The 17780-nt window shown below is 67.4% G+C and carries 15 protein-coding genes and 1 pseudogene; 8 read left to right on the plus strand and 8 right to left on the minus strand.

The features are described 5' to 3' along the window. Window positions 1-301: 301 nt before the first annotated feature. Both ACFFIA_RS30605 and ACFFIA_RS30610 read left to right on the plus strand, forming a co-directional pair. Window positions 302-1000: pseudogene (locus ACFFIA_RS30605) on the plus strand (NsdA family TPR-like regulatory protein); the annotation flags it as partial. Further along, window positions 972-1517 carry a GNAT family N-acetyltransferase gene (locus ACFFIA_RS30610; RefSeq protein ID WP_377257462.1) on the plus strand — a complete coding sequence of 182 codons (546 nt, stop codon included), beginning with the start codon at window positions 972-974 and terminating at the stop codon, window positions 1515-1517. The pseudogene ACFFIA_RS30605 and the gene ACFFIA_RS30610, both read left to right, overlap by 29 nt. A 191-nt stretch (window positions 1518-1708) precedes the next feature. On the opposite strand, the gene ACFFIA_RS30615 is transcribed toward ACFFIA_RS30610, so the two are convergent. The 4 genes from ACFFIA_RS30615 to ACFFIA_RS30630 form a co-directional block, all read right to left on the minus strand. Next, entirely contained in the window at window positions 1709-5359 is a 3651-nt protein-coding gene (locus ACFFIA_RS30615; protein ID WP_377257464.1) for a YobI family P-loop NTPase, read from the minus strand. Between the two features lie 301 nt (window positions 5360-5660). Then, window positions 5661-6689 carry an AfsR/SARP family transcriptional regulator gene (locus ACFFIA_RS30620; RefSeq protein ID WP_377257703.1) on the minus strand — a complete coding sequence of 343 codons (1029 nt, stop codon included), beginning with the start codon at window positions 6687-6689 and terminating at the stop codon, window positions 5661-5663. A 29-nt stretch (window positions 6690-6718) separates the two neighbouring features. After that, window positions 6719-7960, minus strand: coding sequence for an MFS transporter (locus ACFFIA_RS30625; protein WP_377257466.1), 1242 nt, complete (start codon window positions 7958-7960; stop codon window positions 6719-6721). A 47-nt stretch (window positions 7961-8007) separates the two neighbouring features. Then, on the minus strand, window positions 8008-8322 hold the full coding sequence (locus tag ACFFIA_RS30630; protein ID WP_377257468.1) for a hypothetical protein: 315 nt from the start codon (window positions 8320-8322) through the stop codon (window positions 8008-8010). A 399-nt stretch (window positions 8323-8721) separates the two neighbouring features. Here ACFFIA_RS30630 and ACFFIA_RS30635 point away from each other — a divergent pair, with 399 nt between their 5' ends. Beyond that, a complete protein-coding gene (locus ACFFIA_RS30635) occupies window positions 8722-9147 on the plus strand; it encodes a hypothetical protein (protein ID WP_377257470.1) in 426 nt (141 codons plus the stop codon). Between the two features lie 33 nt (window positions 9148-9180). Here ACFFIA_RS30635 and ACFFIA_RS30640 read toward each other — a convergent pair whose 3' ends face one another. Continuing rightward, window positions 9181-10794, minus strand: coding sequence for a glycoside hydrolase family 43 protein (locus ACFFIA_RS30640; protein WP_377257472.1), 1614 nt, complete (start codon window positions 10792-10794; stop codon window positions 9181-9183). Between the two features lie 89 nt (window positions 10795-10883). Between ACFFIA_RS30640 and ACFFIA_RS30645 the strand changes: the two genes are divergently transcribed. From ACFFIA_RS30645 to ACFFIA_RS30660, 4 genes are all read left to right on the plus strand, one after another. Continuing rightward, entirely contained in the window at window positions 10884-11516 is a 633-nt protein-coding gene (locus tag ACFFIA_RS30645; protein ID WP_377257474.1) for a CGNR zinc finger domain-containing protein, read from the plus strand. Between the two features lie 560 nt (window positions 11517-12076). Continuing rightward, a complete protein-coding gene (locus ACFFIA_RS30650) occupies window positions 12077-12409 on the plus strand; it encodes an ArsR/SmtB family transcription factor (RefSeq protein ID WP_377257476.1) in 333 nt (110 codons plus the stop codon). Window positions 12410-12412: 3 nt separating this feature from the next. Continuing rightward, complete coding sequence (locus ACFFIA_RS30655) at window positions 12413-12691, plus strand: hypothetical protein (protein ID WP_377257478.1); 279 nt, start codon at window positions 12413-12415, stop codon at window positions 12689-12691. 25 nt (window positions 12692-12716) lie between these two features. Beyond that, entirely contained in the window at window positions 12717-14204 is a 1488-nt protein-coding gene (locus ACFFIA_RS30660) for a serine hydrolase domain-containing protein (protein ID WP_377257480.1), read from the plus strand. 265 nt (window positions 14205-14469) lie between these two features. On the opposite strand, the gene ACFFIA_RS30665 is transcribed toward ACFFIA_RS30660, so the two are convergent. Continuing rightward, window positions 14470-14592, minus strand: coding sequence for a hypothetical protein (locus ACFFIA_RS30665; protein ID WP_377257482.1), 123 nt, complete (start codon window positions 14590-14592; stop codon window positions 14470-14472). Between the two features lie 138 nt (window positions 14593-14730). Beyond that, window positions 14731-14976 (minus strand): reverse transcriptase N-terminal domain-containing protein, encoded by a 246-nt coding sequence (locus ACFFIA_RS42615; RefSeq protein ID WP_512700728.1) that lies wholly within the window; start codon window positions 14974-14976, stop codon window positions 14731-14733. Between ACFFIA_RS42615 and ACFFIA_RS42620 the strand changes: the two genes are divergently transcribed. Next, a complete protein-coding gene (locus ACFFIA_RS42620; RefSeq protein WP_512700729.1) occupies window positions 14879-15166 on the plus strand; it encodes a hypothetical protein in 288 nt (95 codons plus the stop codon). The genes ACFFIA_RS42615 and ACFFIA_RS42620 overlap by 98 nt on opposite strands. Before the next feature lie 639 nt (window positions 15167-15805). On the opposite strand, the gene ltrA is transcribed toward ACFFIA_RS42620, so the two are convergent. After that, window positions 15806-17233 (minus strand): group II intron reverse transcriptase/maturase, encoded by a 1428-nt coding sequence (ltrA, locus tag ACFFIA_RS30675; RefSeq protein WP_377257484.1) that lies wholly within the window; start codon window positions 17231-17233, stop codon window positions 15806-15808. Window positions 17234-17780: the final 547 nt, after the last annotated feature.

Raw genomic sequence — 17780 nt, forward strand, 5'->3', positions numbered from 1 at the left:
GCCTACGCACGCTCGCTGGCGCGCAACAGTTCTGCGCGATACGCAGCTACCTGTCCACCGCAGCCAAACACGGCATGCAACAGCTCCACATCCTCATCAGCCTCGCCGAGCGACGCCCATGGATACCCGCAAGCCAATAACCTGACCAGTTACCGCCCAGCTACGTCTCGTCGAGATGATCATGGAAAACTTCTCCTACTCCGACGCCGTCGGGCAGGATCTCCAGCGCATCATGGGCGAACTCAAAACGTCAGTGGGCTGGTACTCATTCGACGCCAACATGTAACAGCAGGCTCATCAGTACCTGACCGAGGCCCTCAACCTTGCCTACATGACCAGCGATCAACTACTGGTCACCCGCACCCTCGCCAACATGGCCCGTCAAGCCGTTCATATCGGCCGCCCTCGCGAGGCTGTCCTGCTATCGCAACGCGGCCTTGACCACGCCAAGCGGACCGTCACACCCCGCGTCCGAGCACTGCTGTCAATACGCGAGGCCCAAGGCTGGGCCGCACTCAAACAAGCTGGACCGGCGACCGAGGCGATCCGGCGCGCCCACGATCAGTTCGAACGCGGGCCTGACGACCGCGACCCGGAGTGGATCTCGTTCTTGAACGAGGCCGAATTGGCCTGCTTGGAGGGCATGTGCCAGTCTGATCTCGGTCGTCATTCTACCGCCGAACGTCTACTCAAGCGCTCCATAGCTCTGCATACCGACGGCTATCGGCGCAACATGGGCATTGGACTAATCCGGTTGGCAAGCAATTCGCTATCCCTGCATGACCTGGACCAGGCAGGCGAGCACGCCGCGCGGGCCGCCACCGTCGCTACCGAGATCACCTCTACTCGCGTACGCCAGGAAATTACGTCGCTGGGCCGTCAGCTCGGCTCGCATAAGCGAGTGCCGGCTGTAGCCGACGCCTTGGAGCGCATCGCCGATATCTCTGTCCCGCAACGGAAGGGAAAGACCCTTGGATCTGGCGCGCTACGACGCCCGTGACGCCAGGCAACACCTGCCGGCTATCCTGGAGCTATACGCCGATGTCTACGGCGTACTGCCCTACGTCAACGACCCATTCTTCACGGTCGACATGTATGCCAAACGCCTCGACGGCGCGATGCAGATGGCAGGATTTGAGGTCGCTATTGCCAGCGACGGCGATCAGGTCATTGGAATCGGGCACGGCGTTACGCTGCCACCGGCAATCCCATGGTGGCAGAGCTTGCGGAACTCACTGCCTCCCCCTCTGGTCGACGCTGCTGATGAAGGACGCATATTCTGGCTTCGTGAATTGCAGGTGCGCGAGCCTTGCCGAAACAAAGGCATCGGCCACGCCATCCACGACTTTCTTTGCGCAGGTCGGAGTGAAGGCCATGCCGTCCTAACGGTCATCATCGATAACGAGCCGCCTCGTAGCGCCTACCTCCGCTGGGGCTACCAAATCGTAGGACGCATCCGGCACGCGCCAGAAAGCCCACTTTACGACGCCATGGCACGACCCCTGGGGTCGGATTAGCACGACCTCGTGTTGCGACGAGGGCGAACGGGTATGCTGGCGCCGCGCCTTGCGGACGACGGCGAGCGTCGACAGCTGCGCCGGCCCGAGATTGCCGCCGCGGCCGGAGGGCCAGGCCCGTCCGCGAAGCCCGGTGGGGCACCGCCCAAGACATCGAGGTACCCGGCGGCTACAACCTGTGCGACCGATGTTCAGGCGACCGTGGCGGTGATCTGGGACTTGGTGCGGCGCCGGGACAATCTCGACAGCCGTCCCTCCTGCTTGAGCCGGTTGAGGACCTGATAGAGGTGGGTGTCGTCCGGGAAGGTCGGCGACGCGGCGGGGGTGGCCAGATCGGCGTACGGGCTACCGAGGTTCGCGAGGACGGCGATGATTTGGTCCGTCGAGATGGCGTTCCCGAGCTGGTCGACCAGCAGGACCACCAGCGCCGCGTCGCGGGTCACCCAGGCGATCCGCTCCAGCTGGGCGGGGCTCAGCGGCACCTGGGCCGCCGCAGCGAACCGTCCGGCGGCCCGCAGCGCGTCGCGATGGTCGCTCGGTACGAACTCGTCCAGCCGGGACAGGACGGCCTGCCGGACCGTGTGGCTGATCGAGGCGCTGCCCAGCAACCGGGCCGTCATGGCCTCGTCGAGCAGGGCGGGCGTAACGTAGTCGGCGAACTTCGCCGAGCACTCGATGCCGTGCCGCAGCGTCTCCCAGCCGCTGGTCGCGAACTGCTGGAACAGTTCGGCGGTGTCGTCGCAAATCTGGTGGCGGAGCAGCTCGCCGAGCAGGGGGCCGTTCTCCGGCTCGACACGGCTCGCAGCGATCGACTCGGTCAGGGCGAGTGTGGCGACCAGAGCGGCACGGGTCTCGGGAGCGGGGATCGTCTCCCGGCTGCGAAGGATCGTCACGGCGACCTGCGTCTTCTGCTCGGCGAGTTGATCCGGCTCTTCTGCGGGAGCGGTGATCGCGCCTGCTTCGACGAGCAGGCCGGCCAGATCGTTGTCGACCCCGCCGGTCTGCTCGATGTACGCGGCGGTGTTGGTCACCGTCGCCGGGAACCGCCGGGACCGCGCCAGCACGGGCCAGACCTCCGCAGGTACCTCGCCGAGACGCTCGATCCTGCACTCCGTCGCCGCGGCGCGGCAGGCCCGCTCCGCCAGGCCGGTCTCCCAACCGGCGATCTCCGTGACGATATCCGCGAAGGTTCCGGGATCCGCGACCGTGACCGTGGTGGGCTCGTCGTTTTCGACCGCGGTGAGGTAGGCGGCGGGATTGGCGATGCAGTAGCCGTAGACGGTGGGATCGATCGCTCGGACGGTGTCCAGGCTTAGGGCCGGCGGATTGTGCAGCGCGCTGCGCAGGTTCCCCGCGGTGAGGGTGTACCTGCTATCGACGACGACCAGGGCACGTACGCCGTGATCGAGAACGGTCAGGTCGTCGATCACCACCTGAGCCTGCCCGAGCAGCGCGACCGCGTTGCGTGCCGACGGCTCGTTGACGGGCCGGGTCAGGCAGTCCAGGCGAGCGTAGTTGTCCTGGAGATAGGTCGTCACCTGCTCCTCGATCTGCCGGTCGAGGTTCGGGTCGGCGTGCGCGACTGCCTCGTCGACCAGGTCGAGGCGGCGTTCCGGCTGTAGGTCCGGGACCTGCAGGATTCGGCTCAGGATCGGCGGCCACGTGGCGGATAGTCGCCGGACCGCTTCCGCGGCCTGCGCTCCGCCGCTCAGGTAGGCCGGGAGGAAGGCGCGCTCGACCGGGCCGTCGATCTCGGTGAGGCGGTTGAGGACGGTGCGGGCGCCAGGGTGCTGATTCGCCAGCAGGTGGTCCAGGATCTCGATGTTGTAGGCGCTGTTCAGGTCGAGGAAGTCCGCATTGGTCTCCCGTAGGACGCCGGCGATGTCGTCCGGCCCGTTGAAGGCGTAGTAGGTGTCGGGGACGTTGGGCTGCACGTGCTGCACGATGAAGTTCATGGCGCGGATGGAGACGCGCTCGCCGTAGTACTGGGCCACGTAGAGGGCGAAGTTCTGGTCGATGAAGCCGCGGCGGATCAGGTCGCGGGCGACCTCGGAGCGAATCGTCTCCCCGAGGAACGCCTCGAAGGTGACCTCCGCCGAGTCACGGTCGAGGGTGAAGGCGGGGTTCGCGGCGAGGTCCGTGAAGTCGGCCTTCCGCAGCACCGTGATCTCGGCGTTCACCGCCTCACGTTCGGCGTCCAGCGCCTCACGTTCGCGGGAGTCCCAGTCGTCCAGATCGAGTTCGCCCCGGAAGAGCTCGCGGATGTCGGCCTCCGAGATGTGAACCTGCAACGGGGACTGGTACGCCGCCCTGAAGTTTGCGGTCAGTCCGTTTCCCTCGGCGATTAGCGCTCGCCAGAATCCCACGGTTCCGGCCTGGGCGTGGGTGAACGTTTCGGCGCCGATCATGTAGCTCTCGAGGGTGTAGTGATGATTGTTGCCGGAGCGTCGGATGACTTCGGCATGCCAGTTCAGGCGTTGGCCGAACCGTTCAGGCTTCTCCCGGAGGACGTGGGCCAGTGCCTCGGAGGCGGCGATCTTGCTGAGGCGGTCGCGGCGCCTAGCGATGGACTGATTCACCAGGTCGCGGCTGAGTTTGTAGAGCTTGTCGAGGTCGCTGCGGCCCAGCGAGACCTGCTCGAAGTCGGCCAGGTGGACGTTCTTGTAGACCATCATCGCGAAGACCGAGTCGGCGCGTAGCTGGGGTACACCGTGCTTCGCGGTGATAAGGCGGGCGGCGAACACGGCGTACTCGTTGCGGATGTTCTTCAGCAGCCGCATGTCGCTGATGTGCCGCGCGACCAGGTCGACCAGCTCGGGTGTTACCGGGACGAGCGCCGGGTCGGCCAGCAGCTGGGTGAGCAGGTCACGTGACGTGCGGTGGGTGATGAACGGAACCACCGGCACGACCAGGTCGAAGAACTTCGTGCGGTTCGCCCGCACCGACTCGGCGGAGGCGCCGTCGTCCAGCTGCATGGTGTCGTTGCCCAGCCGCTCGAAGATGCTGTCCTTGAGCGCGTAGACGAACCGGATCGTCCGGCCTCGCGCCGCGTGCGAGGTGTTGAGCAGGGTGTTCAGCTCGCGCAACGCCTCGAAGATGTGTGGGTCGTCGAACCGGTCGAGGTCCTCGAAGACGACGATGTCGAAGTTCGTCGACTCGAAGAAGTAGACGATCTCGTCGAGGTACTTGTCGAAGTAGCTGACCTCTACTGCCTCGAGCGCGACGGTGGCCCCGGCGGCGGACACCGAGGAGACGACTCGGTTGTGGATGACCTGCCGGATCCACGTCAGCACGGCCACCATCAGCAGCCCGAACAGCAGGACCGTCCCGGCCCGCACCGGCCATGGATGGTCCTTAGTGGCGCCGGGCAGGCGCGGGAAGCGGCCGAGGAGGAACAGGATCAGCGCGACCACCGCGACCTGCGTCGTGGCGAAGGCGACGGCCCGACGGAGGTTCGGCTTGTCGATGCGCCGGAAGTGCGAGCGGGGCAGCGTCCGCTGCGGCTGGCTGTGCAGCAGTTGTTTGACGAGCTCCTTTTCGATCCGGTTGGTGATCGACTGCTCGTCCTCGGATGGCCCGAGGGTCGACAGGGAGAGGTTGAGAACTCGTCCCGTGTGTTGGTCGGTGAACGCCTTCAGGACGCTCGACTTGCCCGCACCGTAGCGACCGGTCAGCGCGATGTTGCGGACGTCCGGTTCCTGCAGGGCGGCGGTCAGCCGTACGACATACTCCTCGTGCTGCTCCGGCTGAAACTGCGGCGTCAGGGGAAGCAGCGCGACATCACCGTCGGCAGACCTCGACGTCCCGACCCGCCAAGCCCGCAGCCGTTCCCACCAGCGCACGTTCTTCCCCTCCCCCTGTGACCAGCCAAGGTTAGGGGAAGCGCTGCGTCGTCCACGCGCGGTTGCCGCCGTCGAGCGGTGATATTGCGGACCATGATTGGGTGTCGATCTTGCCCGGCCCCCAACGGTGGAGCGGGAATCCGTTCGCTGGGCTGGGGAAAGACCGACATACTCATAGCCGCGATACCGCTCGCGGTAGAAGCTGACGCCTGCGCCTGTCGGCCTATCCGGTGCGGACGTCTACCATCGGCTGTTGCGGGTTCAAGCGGCCAGAACCTAGCGTTCGGGTCTGCCGATACGGCTACTGGTGAGCGGGTCGCCGTCGACCGGCTACAGGTCCCTGGTCTGGGCGACCAGAAATATGTGTCAGATTTCGGACACCGGCTTGCCCACGCCAGCGGTCCCCGCGACCACACACCGCAGACCCGGCCGCGCCCGCACCGTCGCCGGCGAGCATTTCATCCATGTGAGCCAGTTCCGCATCGCGCCCGACCAGATCCGCGATGTTCAACGGGAGCTGCGCCGGTACCGGGTCGGATCCCGATTTCGCCGTCGTCGTCCTCGCCGTGCCGGCCTCAGGATCGCGCTCGCCGCGCAGGATCGCTTGGTGGATGCCCCGCAATGCCGGACCCGGTTCGATGCCCAGCCGGTCGACCATCAGTTTCCGCGTGGCGGCGTAGCAGTCCAGCGCCTCGGTCGTGCGGCCTGACGCGTGCATCGCACGCATCAGCACCGCCGCCAGTGCCTCCTCTGTTGGGGATTCGGCCAGCAGCTCTGCGAGGGGGGTGACGAGGGCGGTCGTGTTGCCGAGCCGCAGTTCTACGTCTGCCCAGGTGACCATTGCCTCGATGTGCTGGCGCTGCCATCTTTGGCGTACGCGCTCGATCCACTCGCCGGAGAGATCGGCCAACGGCGTGTCCCGCCACAGCCCGAGCGCTTGCCGCAGCGACGCGGCACGCTGCTCGTCGGTGGCGTCCGCTCTTCTGGACTCGATGACGAGCCGGTCGAACCGCAGCGCGTCCACCCGGTCGGGATCGATGTCGAGCTGGTAGCCACGAGCTTGCCGTGTCAGACGCACCGGTTCGTTCCACTCCGGCGTACCTGCGCGTTCGATCGCGCTGCGCAGCCGAGCGACATAAACATACAGCGCTTGGCGTACCTTGGCGGGCGGCCGATCGCCCCAAACCCGATGAATCAGTGCATCAGCCAGTACGGGCCGGCCAGCCGTCACCGCCAAGGCGGCCAGCACACAACGCTGTCGAGGCCCACCTACGTCCACACCGCGGTCCTGAACGTGCACTTCGACTGGTCCGAACAGCCGTATGCGCATTAAGCCCTGGATCGGGCTGTGCCTGCCGGTCACTGGCCGTTCTCGGTGACGGTGGTGTTGGGGTGCCGTATGTCGGTCGCCTCGGTGACGTACCTAACGGTTGTGGGGCCGTCGCGGTCGGGCCGCTTACCGCCGCCTCCTTTCACACTCGGGGGAATGTTTGCTCCTCGGGTGGTGCGATAGACCGCTCCGGAGGCGGCGATGACGAGAACGGCTCCGGCGGCGTAGAGGGCGGTGCTGCCGAAGTGGTCGAAGACGAGTCCACCTGCTCCTGCACCGATCGCGATCGAGATCTGCACCGCGGCGACGAAGATGCCGCTGGCGGTCTCCCGCTGGTCTGGGACCATCCGGGTGAGCCAGAGCGACCACGCGACGGGTACGACCCCGTATGCCAGGCCCCATCCGAGCATGAGTCCGATGTGGGGCAGGGCGTCGGCGGAACCGAACGCGATGGCGAGACCGGCCATCGCCATCACGATGGGAGTGAGGGTCAACGTGAGACGGAGGTTCCGTTCCATCAGCACACTCGATGCCGCGGTGCCGAGCACGCCTCCCACGCCGAGCGCGAGGAAGGCGAGCGCGATGCTCCGGCTGTTGGTCTCCGGGACGCTTTCGAGCACCGGCCGGATGTAGGTCTGGTAGGCGACGTGGACGATGTAGAGCGCGGTCGCTGACAGGATGCCGACGGCGATACCGGGGCGCATCAGGACGTCGCCGATCGTTCTGAGTGTCGTGGCCGCGGTCGGCGCCAGGCGTGGCAGCGTCAGGAACTGGAAGAGGAGGACACCTCCCGACATTAGCGCCATCAACCAGAACGCGTTGCGCCATCCGATCGCGTCGCTGACGTAGGCACCCAGTGGTGCGGCGACGACCGTGGCGGCGGCGATACCGCTGAAGACGACCGACAGTGCTCGCGGCGCCCGTCTCTCGGGAACCATTCGGACGGTCGCCGCGGCAGACATCGACCAGAAGCCTCCGACGGCGATTCCGAGAGCGACGCGTCCGGACATCATCCCGACATATCCGGTGCTCCACGCGACCGCGATGTTCGAGATGGTGAGAAGAAGGCTGAGAATCAGGAGCACTACACGTCGATCGACTCTCGACGTCGCCGAGGGAGTCAGGACGCATACCACCATGGCGACGAGGGCAGAGATCGTCACGGATTGTCCCGCGAGCCCTTCGGAAACATCGAGGTCGGATGCCATGGTCGTGAGCATGCTGGCCGGCAGCAGCTCGGAGCCGACTATTGTGAACACGCCGAGCGACATCGCCGCGACTGCGGGCCAGTTCGCTCGGTCCGGATGGTGAGGCACGCTCATCGTGGCGCGCCCGTGCGTCGATTTGCGGTGGCGCGATCATCGTCGGCCCCGTGCGCAGCGGCCGATGCGGGCCGTTGACGGCGATCGCCCGGGCGGTTGGTGACGATCGAGGAGAGCCAGAATAGTTCGAGCCGCCGCCGTTCGAACAGACGCCGGGACAGTGCCGCTGCGCGCTCCGCCGGACTCCAGCGGGTGTCGATCGGCGCGTCTGGCAAGGCGCTGAGCATCTGGCAGTTCTTGTAACGGTCGGTGCCGCCGTCCCTCATGGCTTCCAGAGCTGAAGCGATGCCTACTGCTTGCTCCATCATCACGGAGTCTCCTCTGCTCACCCCACGGCCCCATGCGTAGGGCGGTACCGGCCTGGACGAAGCCCGAACTGTTACCGGTATACAGCGTTTAGACAGCAACATCTTATGGTGACCCTGAGGGCCGGGTCAACTAGTGAAGTTCGGTTTGGTGGAAACAGCCTTCAATCGTGCACGGCTTCGACTCGTCGGCGGCAGCTTCGCGCTGGACTTCGTGAGCACGCGGCCCGGCCCTTCCGCCTGGCGGCCGGACGACGACGTGCTGACGGATACGACGAGCTCGTGGAGTAATTCGGCGGTGGCGGCGTTGACAATTCGTACGTACGGTGAGGTCCTGGGCCGGGACGAGGATTTGGGTTCAGCCGGTGCCGATGGAGTCAAGCCGGCGACGCTGGAGCGGTACCGATGGTGGTTCCGCTCTCCGTCGCCTTCCTCGCCAGCGTGCTGGTGTCGCTGCTCGGCATCGTTGGCCTCGCCACCGGCGCTGGAGTCACCGGGTACATTGCCTTCGCCGACCCAGGGCTGACGCTGGCTCCCACCCGGTTATGTGCCCACGCTCGTGATCCCGATCGGCGCGGTCGTCCTGTTGGCCCCGGTGCTGGTGGGGCCGCTCACCCGTCTGCTGACGGCACCGTCGCGCGGAGCCCGGGCGCCGGGGCGATGGTGGTGCGCCTGAGCGCGCTCACGGCCCGCCGGCGTACCGCGGCGACCGCCGTGCCGGTCCTGCTGACCGTCGGCCTGGCGGTGTCGCTGCTCGGCGCGGCCGCGACGGCGTGCTGGCTGTGCTCAGCGCGGCGCTGCCGCACCTGCGTCCCCGCCAGCCGAGCCTGACCACCCGCGACCAGCCACGCGGTACTTCAACGCTCAGCGGATTTGATAGGTGGCCGAGTCGAAGTCAGCGAATCCGCCCTCAGCGCCTAGATCCTGCACCCACAGGCCGACGAAGGCGCCGGTGAAGCCCCAGGCTTCTGGCTCGCCGTCCGCCTGGTACGCCGCGTACTCGTCGGACAGGATCGTGGCGTCCAGCTCGGCGGGTAGTTGGTGCCAGTCGGTCGTCTCGTGGTCCAGCGCGTAGTCGAACCTGATCAGTGGGCCGTCGAGTCGAACCCGGAGGCGGATGTGGTCGGCGCCGGTGGTGTCGACCCGGCAGCCCGGGTGCAGGGTGCGCCGGCCGGCGTCGCACGACATCAGCTCGAGCACTCGCCGGTCGCCGTCGAGGCTTAGGTACGCGTAGTGCCAGTTGCGGGTGTCGTAGTAGGTGGTCAGGCCGGCGAGCTGCCGGAAGGTGCGCGGTTGGAACTGCATCGTCGTCTCGAGGGTGCAGCGCTGGGCGGTGACCCGGCGGGCCACGAGGCTGGGGCGTTGTCGCCCGACCGGTGACTGTCCACCGTAGATCCGAAGATGTGATGGTCGGGCGGTGAGCTCGATCCAGTCGGGGGTGGCCGGGCGGCGCAGGGTCGACCAGTCGGGGCCGAGCACCGGCGTCGTAAAGTCGTCATGGTCGATGCTCGTTTTCGGCTCCTCCGGCCCGTCCGATAGCCCACTTGGTGCAGCGACAATGTCGGCCGGCACCCCGCCGTCGATGCATGGCCAGCCGTCCCGGTCCCAGGTGACGACCTGGATCGCGGTCTCCCGGCCCAGCACGCACCGGCCCAGCGGCGCGTACGGCCGGGCCACCAGGTGGGCCAGGTACCATTCTCCGTCCGGTGTGGACACCAGGCAGCCATGCCCGGCCTTCTGCAGCCGCAGGTCGGGACGCCTCGCCGAGGTCAGCATCGGCGCGCCCGGTGCCGTCTCGTACGGGCCGAACAAGGTTCGCGACCGGGCCACCGTTACCTGGTGCTGCCAGCTGGTTCCGCCCTCGGCCGTGACCAGGTAGTACCAGCCGTCGTGGCGGTAGAGCCGCGGCGCCTCGGTCACGCCGGCGGGGGTTCCTTCGAAGATCAGCCGGGCCGGGCCGACCAGCGTCCCCGTCGACCGGTCGTAGCGCTGGATCTCGATGCCGGCGAACCGGTCATGCCCCACCCGCCAGTCGGCAGACATGGACAGCAGCCACGTGCCGCCGTCGGCGTCGTGGAACAACGACGGGTCGAAGCCGCGGGCATGCAACGGCACGGGGTCCGACCAGGGGCCCGCCACGTCGCGCGCGGTGATGACGTAGTTCTGGGAGTCCCAGTACCCGCTGGCGAAGCTGGCCACATCGGTGTAGACGAGGAAGAACTGCCCATCCACATGGGATAGATCGGGCGCCCACACCCCGGCTGAGTCACCGGCACCGTTGAGATCGAGCAGCCGCCGCTCGGTGAGGATGCCACCCAGCGGTCGCCAGTGCACCAGGTCGGTCGAGTGGTGCAGCCGGACGCCCGGGTACCACTCGAAGGTGGACGTGGCGAGGTAGTAGTCCGCGCCGACCCGCAGGATGCAGGGGTCTGGGTGGAAGCCGGGCAGCACCGGATTGTGGATCGACCCGTTCGTCATGACAGCTCCCGCTGTTACTAGCAAAGTCGCTTACGGTGGGAACGCTAGCGGAGGGCCGCCGGGCCGCACAACCGGTAAACTGCTGTACGATGGAAACCGCGAACGACGTCACACGGATGCGAACCGTCGGGGGCAACCTCACCCTCGACTACCTGAACACCCGCAGCGGCCCTCCCGTAGGGGCGCCCGACGACGACGTCCTCCTCAGCTACGACGACGTGCTGGCCTGGGCCCGGCACGTCGACCTACTTGCCGACCAGGAGGTAACGCGCCTGCTTCGACGGGCACGCAAGGACCCGGATGGAGCCCACGTCGCGTACCAGCGCGCGCTCGCCGTCCGCGAGCACCTCGATGAGCTGTTCCGGACCGTCGCCGCAGGTGGCCGGCCGGCGAGCCAACGGCTGGCGTGGCTACGCGACACAACCGCAGAAGCGCTCGCCCACGCGCAGCTCGCCCCCGGCCACGATCGCTTCGGCTGGCACTGGACCGCCGACCAGGACCTCGCTCGGCCCCTGTGGCCCATCGTTCACGCCGCTGCTGACCTGCTGACAAACGGCCCACTCGACCGGATCAAAGCCTGCGCCGGCTGTCGATTCCTATTCATCGACGAGAGCAAGAACCGCAGTCGACGCTGGTGCAGCATGGAGGACTGTGGAACCGCCGAGAAGATCCGGCGCTACGTGTCGCGCCGCGCCGCTACCCACACCCGTACCGCCCGCTAGCGCACCCGCCGCTCCGGGCCGGACGGTGATCATCCGCCGGTCATCGGTCAGCGTCCAGCTCCCGTCCGTGCCCTGGTCGAGGTGGACCACGACGGCATCCGCCCCGGTGTGCACGCGTACGTTGAGCAGCAGGCTCTCGAGGGCGCGCTCGAGAGCGTCGGCGTGCGCTGCGGAAAGTTTCAGGTCGGCGCCGAGGTCGAGCAACGCCTCGATGTTCAAGTCGGCGAAACCGGTCGCACACCCGCTCGATCATGGCTGCGAACACTACGGAGGGGTTGGAACCGGCCGCTGCGTAGGCGGCGGACCCATCCCCGTCCGGCGCTCGGCCACGCAAGTAGGAGTACCGGTCGCCGCCGAGTATCGCCACCTGCTGCCTAACAGCACGCTCGTCGACGTGCCCGACGTCGGACACGACATCGTCCGCGACCAGCCACAGGTCTACCACGAACGGATCACCCGGTTCCTCTCGGACTGGGCTGTTGACATCTGATCGGAGGGGTGTCACTGTCTTCTGACAGGGGGGTCAGAGAAAGTTGACACCCCCTGGAGAGGGTGTCGAGATGGAGCGTGCCGCGCCAACCGGCGATGAGCTGTTGCGGGTGATGGCGGCGCTGGCCAGCCCGCACCGGCTGCGGATCGTCGCGGCCTTGGCGCAAGGCCGTGCGTACGTGAGCGAGCTGGCCCGGCGGCTGGAGATGAACCGGCCCCTGCTCTACATGCACCTCCAGCGGCTGGAGGCTGCCGGCCTGGTCACCGGCACGCTGGTGACCGCCGCGGACGGCAGCTCGGTCAAGTACTTCGATGTGGTGCCGTTCGCGTTGGAGCTGACCCCCGAGGCGATCACGGCAGCGGTGCGGACGTTGAGCCGCGACGATTCGGGAAAGGGTGAGTAGAAGGTGGACATCGCGGAGATCAGCACCGTCGCGACGGCCGTGATGACGGTGGCACTGATCGGCATCGCTGGCTTCGTGGGGCTGGGGATCTATCGGGCTCGGCATTCGACTGCCCGGGAAGCGGAGTATCGGGCGCTGGCCGAGCGTGTTATGACCGCCCAGACCGAGGCGGCCGACGCCGCGCGGTCGACGGCCACCGAGATGAGCGCTGTCCGTGCCGAGTTGGCGCAGGTCAAGCAGCGCTTGGCGGCCCTGGAGTCGCTGCTGAGCCAGATCGGCTGACCACGTCCACGGGGGAGGAGACACCATGCGCATCGCCCTGTTGACGGCCGTCGCGCTGGTAGCGGCCGTGATGCTGCCGGCCAGCGCGGCGAAGGCGGCACCGGCCGACGAGCGGCTGGCCGAGGTCGAGCGCTATCTGCGCGAGCATCACGCCGAGATCCGCGCACCCGGCTTCGCGTACGCGATCGTTCGCGGTGACCGAGTTGTCGCCCGCGCCGCGTGGGGCGTCGACGGCGACGGCCAGCCGGTCACCGGGCAGACCCCGTTCGTGTTGGGCTCGGTGTCCAAGTCCTTCACCGCGTTGGCGGTGATGCAACTGGTCGAGGCGGGCCGGGTCGACCTCGACGCGCCGGTGCTTGGCTACCTGCCCTGGTTCCGCCTGGCCGACGAGTCCGCGTCGCGGCGGGTCACGGTGAGGCAGTTGCTCACCCACTCCAGCGGCATCCCGGGCGTGGCCACCCGAGGCATGACCGACCGGTACGACAACACGGCCGGCGGGCTGACCCGATTGGTGCGCGCCCTGGCAACTGTCGAGCCGACCCAACCGCCTGGTCGGTCCTACCAGTACAGCGACGCCAACTACATTGTCGCCGGTGCGCTCGTGGAGGCGGTCACTGGCCAGTCGTTCGGCGCCTACCTGCGTGCCCACGTGCTGGACCCGCTCGGCATGCGTGGCGCCGCCACCGCAGCCGAAGCCGACGCGCTCGGCGGCGTGCCGGCTGGCTTCCGCTACTACTTCGGACGGCCGAGGCATTTCGACCGGCCGTTCGACACCTCCGGCGTGTCGTACGGCTTCCTGGCCGCCAGCCTCGACGACATGACCCACTACGCGATCGCGCACCTTCGTGGCGGCGAGTACGGCGGCCGGCGGGTCCTCTCTCCACAAGGGATCGAGCGGTCGCACGCCGGCCAAGTGGCCACCGGCGCTCGGGGCGCGTACGGGTTCGGCTGGCGGGACAGCGCCCTCGACGGCACCGGTGCACGGATCGTGTGGCATGCCGGCGCGGTCGCCAACTCGTTCAGCCACATCCTGCTCGTACCGGAGGAGGGCCTGGCCGTCATCGTGCTCGCCAACATCTACGGCATCGCGATGGACGGGCCGTTGACGACCGCCGCGTTCAACACCGCCCGGATCCTGCACGGTGGGCAGGCCGTCGCGGTCGCCGAGGATCCCTTTTTCGTTTGGGCGCGGCGGGGCTTGCTCGTCACGGTCGCGCTGCTGGCGGTGGTCCTGGCCTGGAGCGTGCTCCGGGCCGTACGGCGTCCCCGCCCTCGACCCAGCAGCGGTTGCCACGTGGTCGCCGTCACCGCCGCCTGGGTCGCCGGCTGCGCCGCGCTGACAGCCGCGGCCGGATGGGCGCTGCCCGCCTCCTGGGACGGCGCGGGCCTGCCACAGGCGCTGCTGTTCGCACCGGACATCGGCCACACCATCATCGCCGTGATCGTTCTCGCCGCCGCAACGGCGCTCGCGCGCGTCGCGGCCGCCCTCCGGATCCTCGCCGGCCCAGGATGAGGTAGCGCCCCGGTTGGGCGCGGCGGCTGGCGAAGGTGCGCCGTACGACGCGGACATGTTCGCGTTTCGGTGACAGGTCGGATGTGGCTGATCGCGGCGACGACGCGTCCGACGGCGCCGTATGTGGCGACCTCGCGATGATGGCCGGCTGGCTCGACGAGATTGTCAAGGACACCTGAGTCACCCCTCGCGCGGCTGACCGCGATGGGCGTCCCGGCCAGGGGGTCTCGGCCGTCGACGCTGTCACGTACCGCAACGGCGAGTCCTACATGGATCTAATCCGCGGGCTTCGGCCGACCCGCTCGGTGGGCTCGTCAAGCTCACGGACGTCGGTCAGTTCGTTGCCGCGCCAGACCAGCCAGGCCGCGAATAAGAACACGATCACCACCGTTGCGATCCTTGCCCGGCGCGAGGGCCGGGCGCACGGATCGGCGTGGCGGCACGTGTCGACGGCTGGATGCCGCGGTTTGCCGGCGTGAAGGTTCGCAAGATCGTTAATGCGGGTCCAGGACGGCCGGGTGTCGAGCTAGTGGACGCGGCCGGCGTGCCGGTGGCTGATGTGGTGGGGTTCCTGCGGCTGTTGGTGGTGCGGGACTACTCGCCGAACACGGTGCGCGCCTACGCACATGATCTGCAGATTACGGACCTTACGCAGATCCCCTAACTTCGACGCCGTGAAGATCCTCTGCCGCAGCCGCCGTACGTTCTCCTCAACCGCCCGCCAGTCAATGGCTGGCCAGTCGAGCAGCTCGTCTTCCGGTCCGTTCACCATCGCGGCGCGCTCAGCGGCCGAGGCCGCGGTCGGTGCCGTCATGGTGTCCAACTTGCCCTTCGGTTCCGGTGTCGCAAGCGTCGAGTCTTCACAGGCTCACCTGACCCACGTCAGCACCCTTTCGGGTTCGGGCACGCCGCCCGTATCCGGCCAGTTATCCGGGACGACCGGCGGAGGAGCCGATCAATAGTTCTCCCGATTTCCTGCTGCCTTTCGGCGGCCGGCGTTCGCTTCTTGGATCATCCTGTTCCCGCTGGGCGATCCGCCCTCCTCACGGTCGGCGCACCGAGCGACGTCACCGTGCTCGGACCCAACGGGGTTGCCGTGTTCCGCACGAGCGAGACACGACCGGGGTGGGCGCCCCCTATACCCCGAGACTGGCGGTGTTCTCCGGTCGGTTTCGAGTCTCCCGACCGGCGCCTGCCGCGATTCCAGCGGCCAGTCCTCACCCCGCTACCGCTTCCCACCAGCGGGGCTTTCGATGACGAGGCATCAACAGGGGTTCACTTACGTTCGCCCGTCCGGTCTTCCCCTTCACCTGTAGCGTCCGGATGGGACGAACGCCCTTGGGCTTGACCACCTGAGCTCCGCACCCAGCCGTTACCAGCCACGCACGTCAGGCTGGGGACAGGCCATCGAACACTGACCCGGAGCTACACCCTCAACATCGCGAACCTCCACGGTGTGCTCACTCAACTCGGTGAGGTCGGCCCGGGGCGCGGTGCCGGCCTCTCAGCCGGTCCGTTACCCCGAGCCGCCTCCCGAACCCGGCGTGCCTGTTGGCCAGGCACCGGGCTCTCCACACGCCCCGGAGGGTTGAGGACGTTCCTCATGCTGTGCTGAGCCACGGCGTCGGGATCTTTGTCCCCCGGTATAGGTAGCGCTTAGTGCGCACCTTGGCCGGGTCGAACAGGATCACCTCGCCGTCGGTGGGCCACCTGCCGTAACGGCGGCGTAGTGCCCGCCATGTGGTGCGTCGATGTTTGCGGCCTTGCCACCCGATGACCCGCTTCCAGAGGTAGGCCCGCAGGTAGCGGAAGGTCGCGCTCGAACAGCCCCACCTGAAGTAGGCGGTCCACCCGCGCAGCATCTGGTTGAGCTGGAGGAGGAGTTCCTCCAGCGGCTGGTTCGTGTTCTGCGAGCAGATCGCCCTCACCTTGGCCGTGACGGCGGCGAGCGCCTTCTTGGCCGGATAGACGTAGACGTAGTGCTTGCTCGTGCCTCGTTTACGGTGGCGCTGGATACGCCAGCCGAGGAAGTCGAGGCCGTCATCGATGTGCGTGATCACCGTCTTCGCCTGGGACAGGCGCAGACCCATCCCGGCCAGGACCTGCGCCATCTCCTCACGAAGGGCTTCGGCGTGTTCCCGGGTGCCTGACACGGCCAGGCACCAGTCGTCCGCGTACCGGCAGAGCCGGTAGTTGGGCAGACCTTGACGGCGACGCTTGGCCCGTTCGTAAGGGCTGGCGGCCGGACCTCCGGGCGCTCGGGCGATATGTTCGTCCAGCACTGACAAGGCCACGTTCGCTAGCAACGGCGACAGGATATTTCCCTGCGGTGTACCGGTGTAGGTGTCCGTGCGCACGCCATCCTCGCTGAGGATGCCCGCCTTCAGGAACGCCTTCACCAGGGCCAGGACACGGTTGTCTCCGATCCGAGCCCGCACGCGGTCCATTAAGGACGAATGCGAGATCTCGTCGAAGCAGCTTTGGATGTCTCCCTCCACGATCCACTCATACGAGCGGGACGCGAAGTGATGCACCTCAGCCACCGCGTCATGAGCCCGGCGCTTCGGACGAAACCCGTAACTACACGGGAGAAAATCCACCTCGAAGATCGGCTCCAACACCAGTTTCAAGGACGCCTGGACCACCCGGTCCGTCACGGTCGCGATCCCCAACCGACGCAGCTTGCCGCCAGCCTTGGGGATCTTCCGCTCACGCGCCGGAAGCGGCCGGAAGCTACGGCTCTTCAACGCAGCCCGTAGCTCGTCGAGGAACTCCTCGACCCCCTGCCCGGCCTCGACGGAGTAGGCGGTCTGCCCATCCACCCCGGCCGTGCGAGCACCCTTGTTGCCACGCACCCGATCCCACGCCACCAGAAGAAACGCGGGATCGCAGACGAGGTTGTACAAATCCACGAACCGGCGATGAGGATCATTCATCGCCCACCGATGCAGCTTGGTTTGGATCTCCAGTACCCGCCGCTCCGCCACGCTCAACAACAACGGCTCAGACGACGGCGCGTCGGTGTTCACCAACGACCTCCTGGCATTCCAATCTCCTCACTGCCGACCTGCTGGCCCCCTTCGCCATGCGCACGCCTCTCGCGTGCTCGGACTACTACAGGGCCTCCGTCCCGCCCACGGCCATCAGCCGACGACGGACCTGCCCGTGACCGGACCGGATGCCCGGTCAGGAGGGCGGCCGCAGACGGTTCCCGCGTTCACCATCACCCGGTCGACGAGGGAGATGCCCAGCTCTACTCCGACAGCATCGCCACGCCTACGCCGCAGACATTCAACGTGGCCTCCCCACCGGCGTCGCATAACCGGTTTCGGAGTTGACCCCACCACCCGGCGGGAATCATGCGCTGCACTCCGGCCCACATCCACCAGGTTGGAGCCGGCGACACGCTTACGGAGCATCACCACTGGTTCCTCACGTACACCTTCTCGTCTCGCTTGCCGAACCCGCACCGTCTGGCAGTGCCGACGCGTCCCGGCGTTGTCAGGGCCGCTTGCCACCCGAACCGCGCGTCTCCACGGCCGAGCTGCCCCCAGCTTCAACCGACCTGCTGCGACA

This window comes from Phytohabitans kaempferiae (assembly GCF_042433955.1).
GTDB lineage: Bacteria > Actinomycetota > Actinomycetes > Mycobacteriales > Micromonosporaceae > Phytohabitans > Phytohabitans kaempferiae.

Excerpts from the sequence above, each read along its gene's own strand:
- ACFFIA_RS30625 (WP_377257466.1), bottom strand. The coding sequence starts at position 7,960 with ATGTCGCTCGGCGTGTTCACAATAGTCGGCTCCGAGCTGCTGCCGGCC.
- ACFFIA_RS30635 (WP_377257470.1), top strand. The coding sequence starts at position 8,722 with ATGGTGGTTCCGCTCTCCGTCGCCTTCCTCGCCAGCGTGCTGGTGTCG.
- ACFFIA_RS30640 (WP_377257472.1), bottom strand. The coding sequence starts at position 10,794 with ATGACGAACGGGTCGATCCACAATCCGGTGCTGCCCGGCTTCCACCCA.
- ACFFIA_RS30660 (WP_377257480.1), top strand. The coding sequence starts at position 12,717 with ATGCGCATCGCCCTGTTGACGGCCGTCGCGCTGGTAGCGGCCGTGATG.
- ACFFIA_RS30650 (WP_377257476.1), top strand. The coding sequence starts at position 12,077 with ATGGAGCGTGCCGCGCCAACCGGCGATGAGCTGTTGCGGGTGATGGCG.
- ACFFIA_RS42615 (WP_512700728.1), bottom strand. The coding sequence starts at position 14,976 with ATGGTGAACGGACCGGAAGACGAGCTGCTCGACTGGCCAGCCATTGAC.
- ACFFIA_RS30645 (WP_377257474.1), top strand. The coding sequence starts at position 10,884 with ATGGAAACCGCGAACGACGTCACACGGATGCGAACCGTCGGGGGCAAC.
- ACFFIA_RS30620 (WP_377257703.1), bottom strand. The coding sequence starts at position 6,689 with ATGCGCATACGGCTGTTCGGACCAGTCGAAGTGCACGTTCAGGACCGC.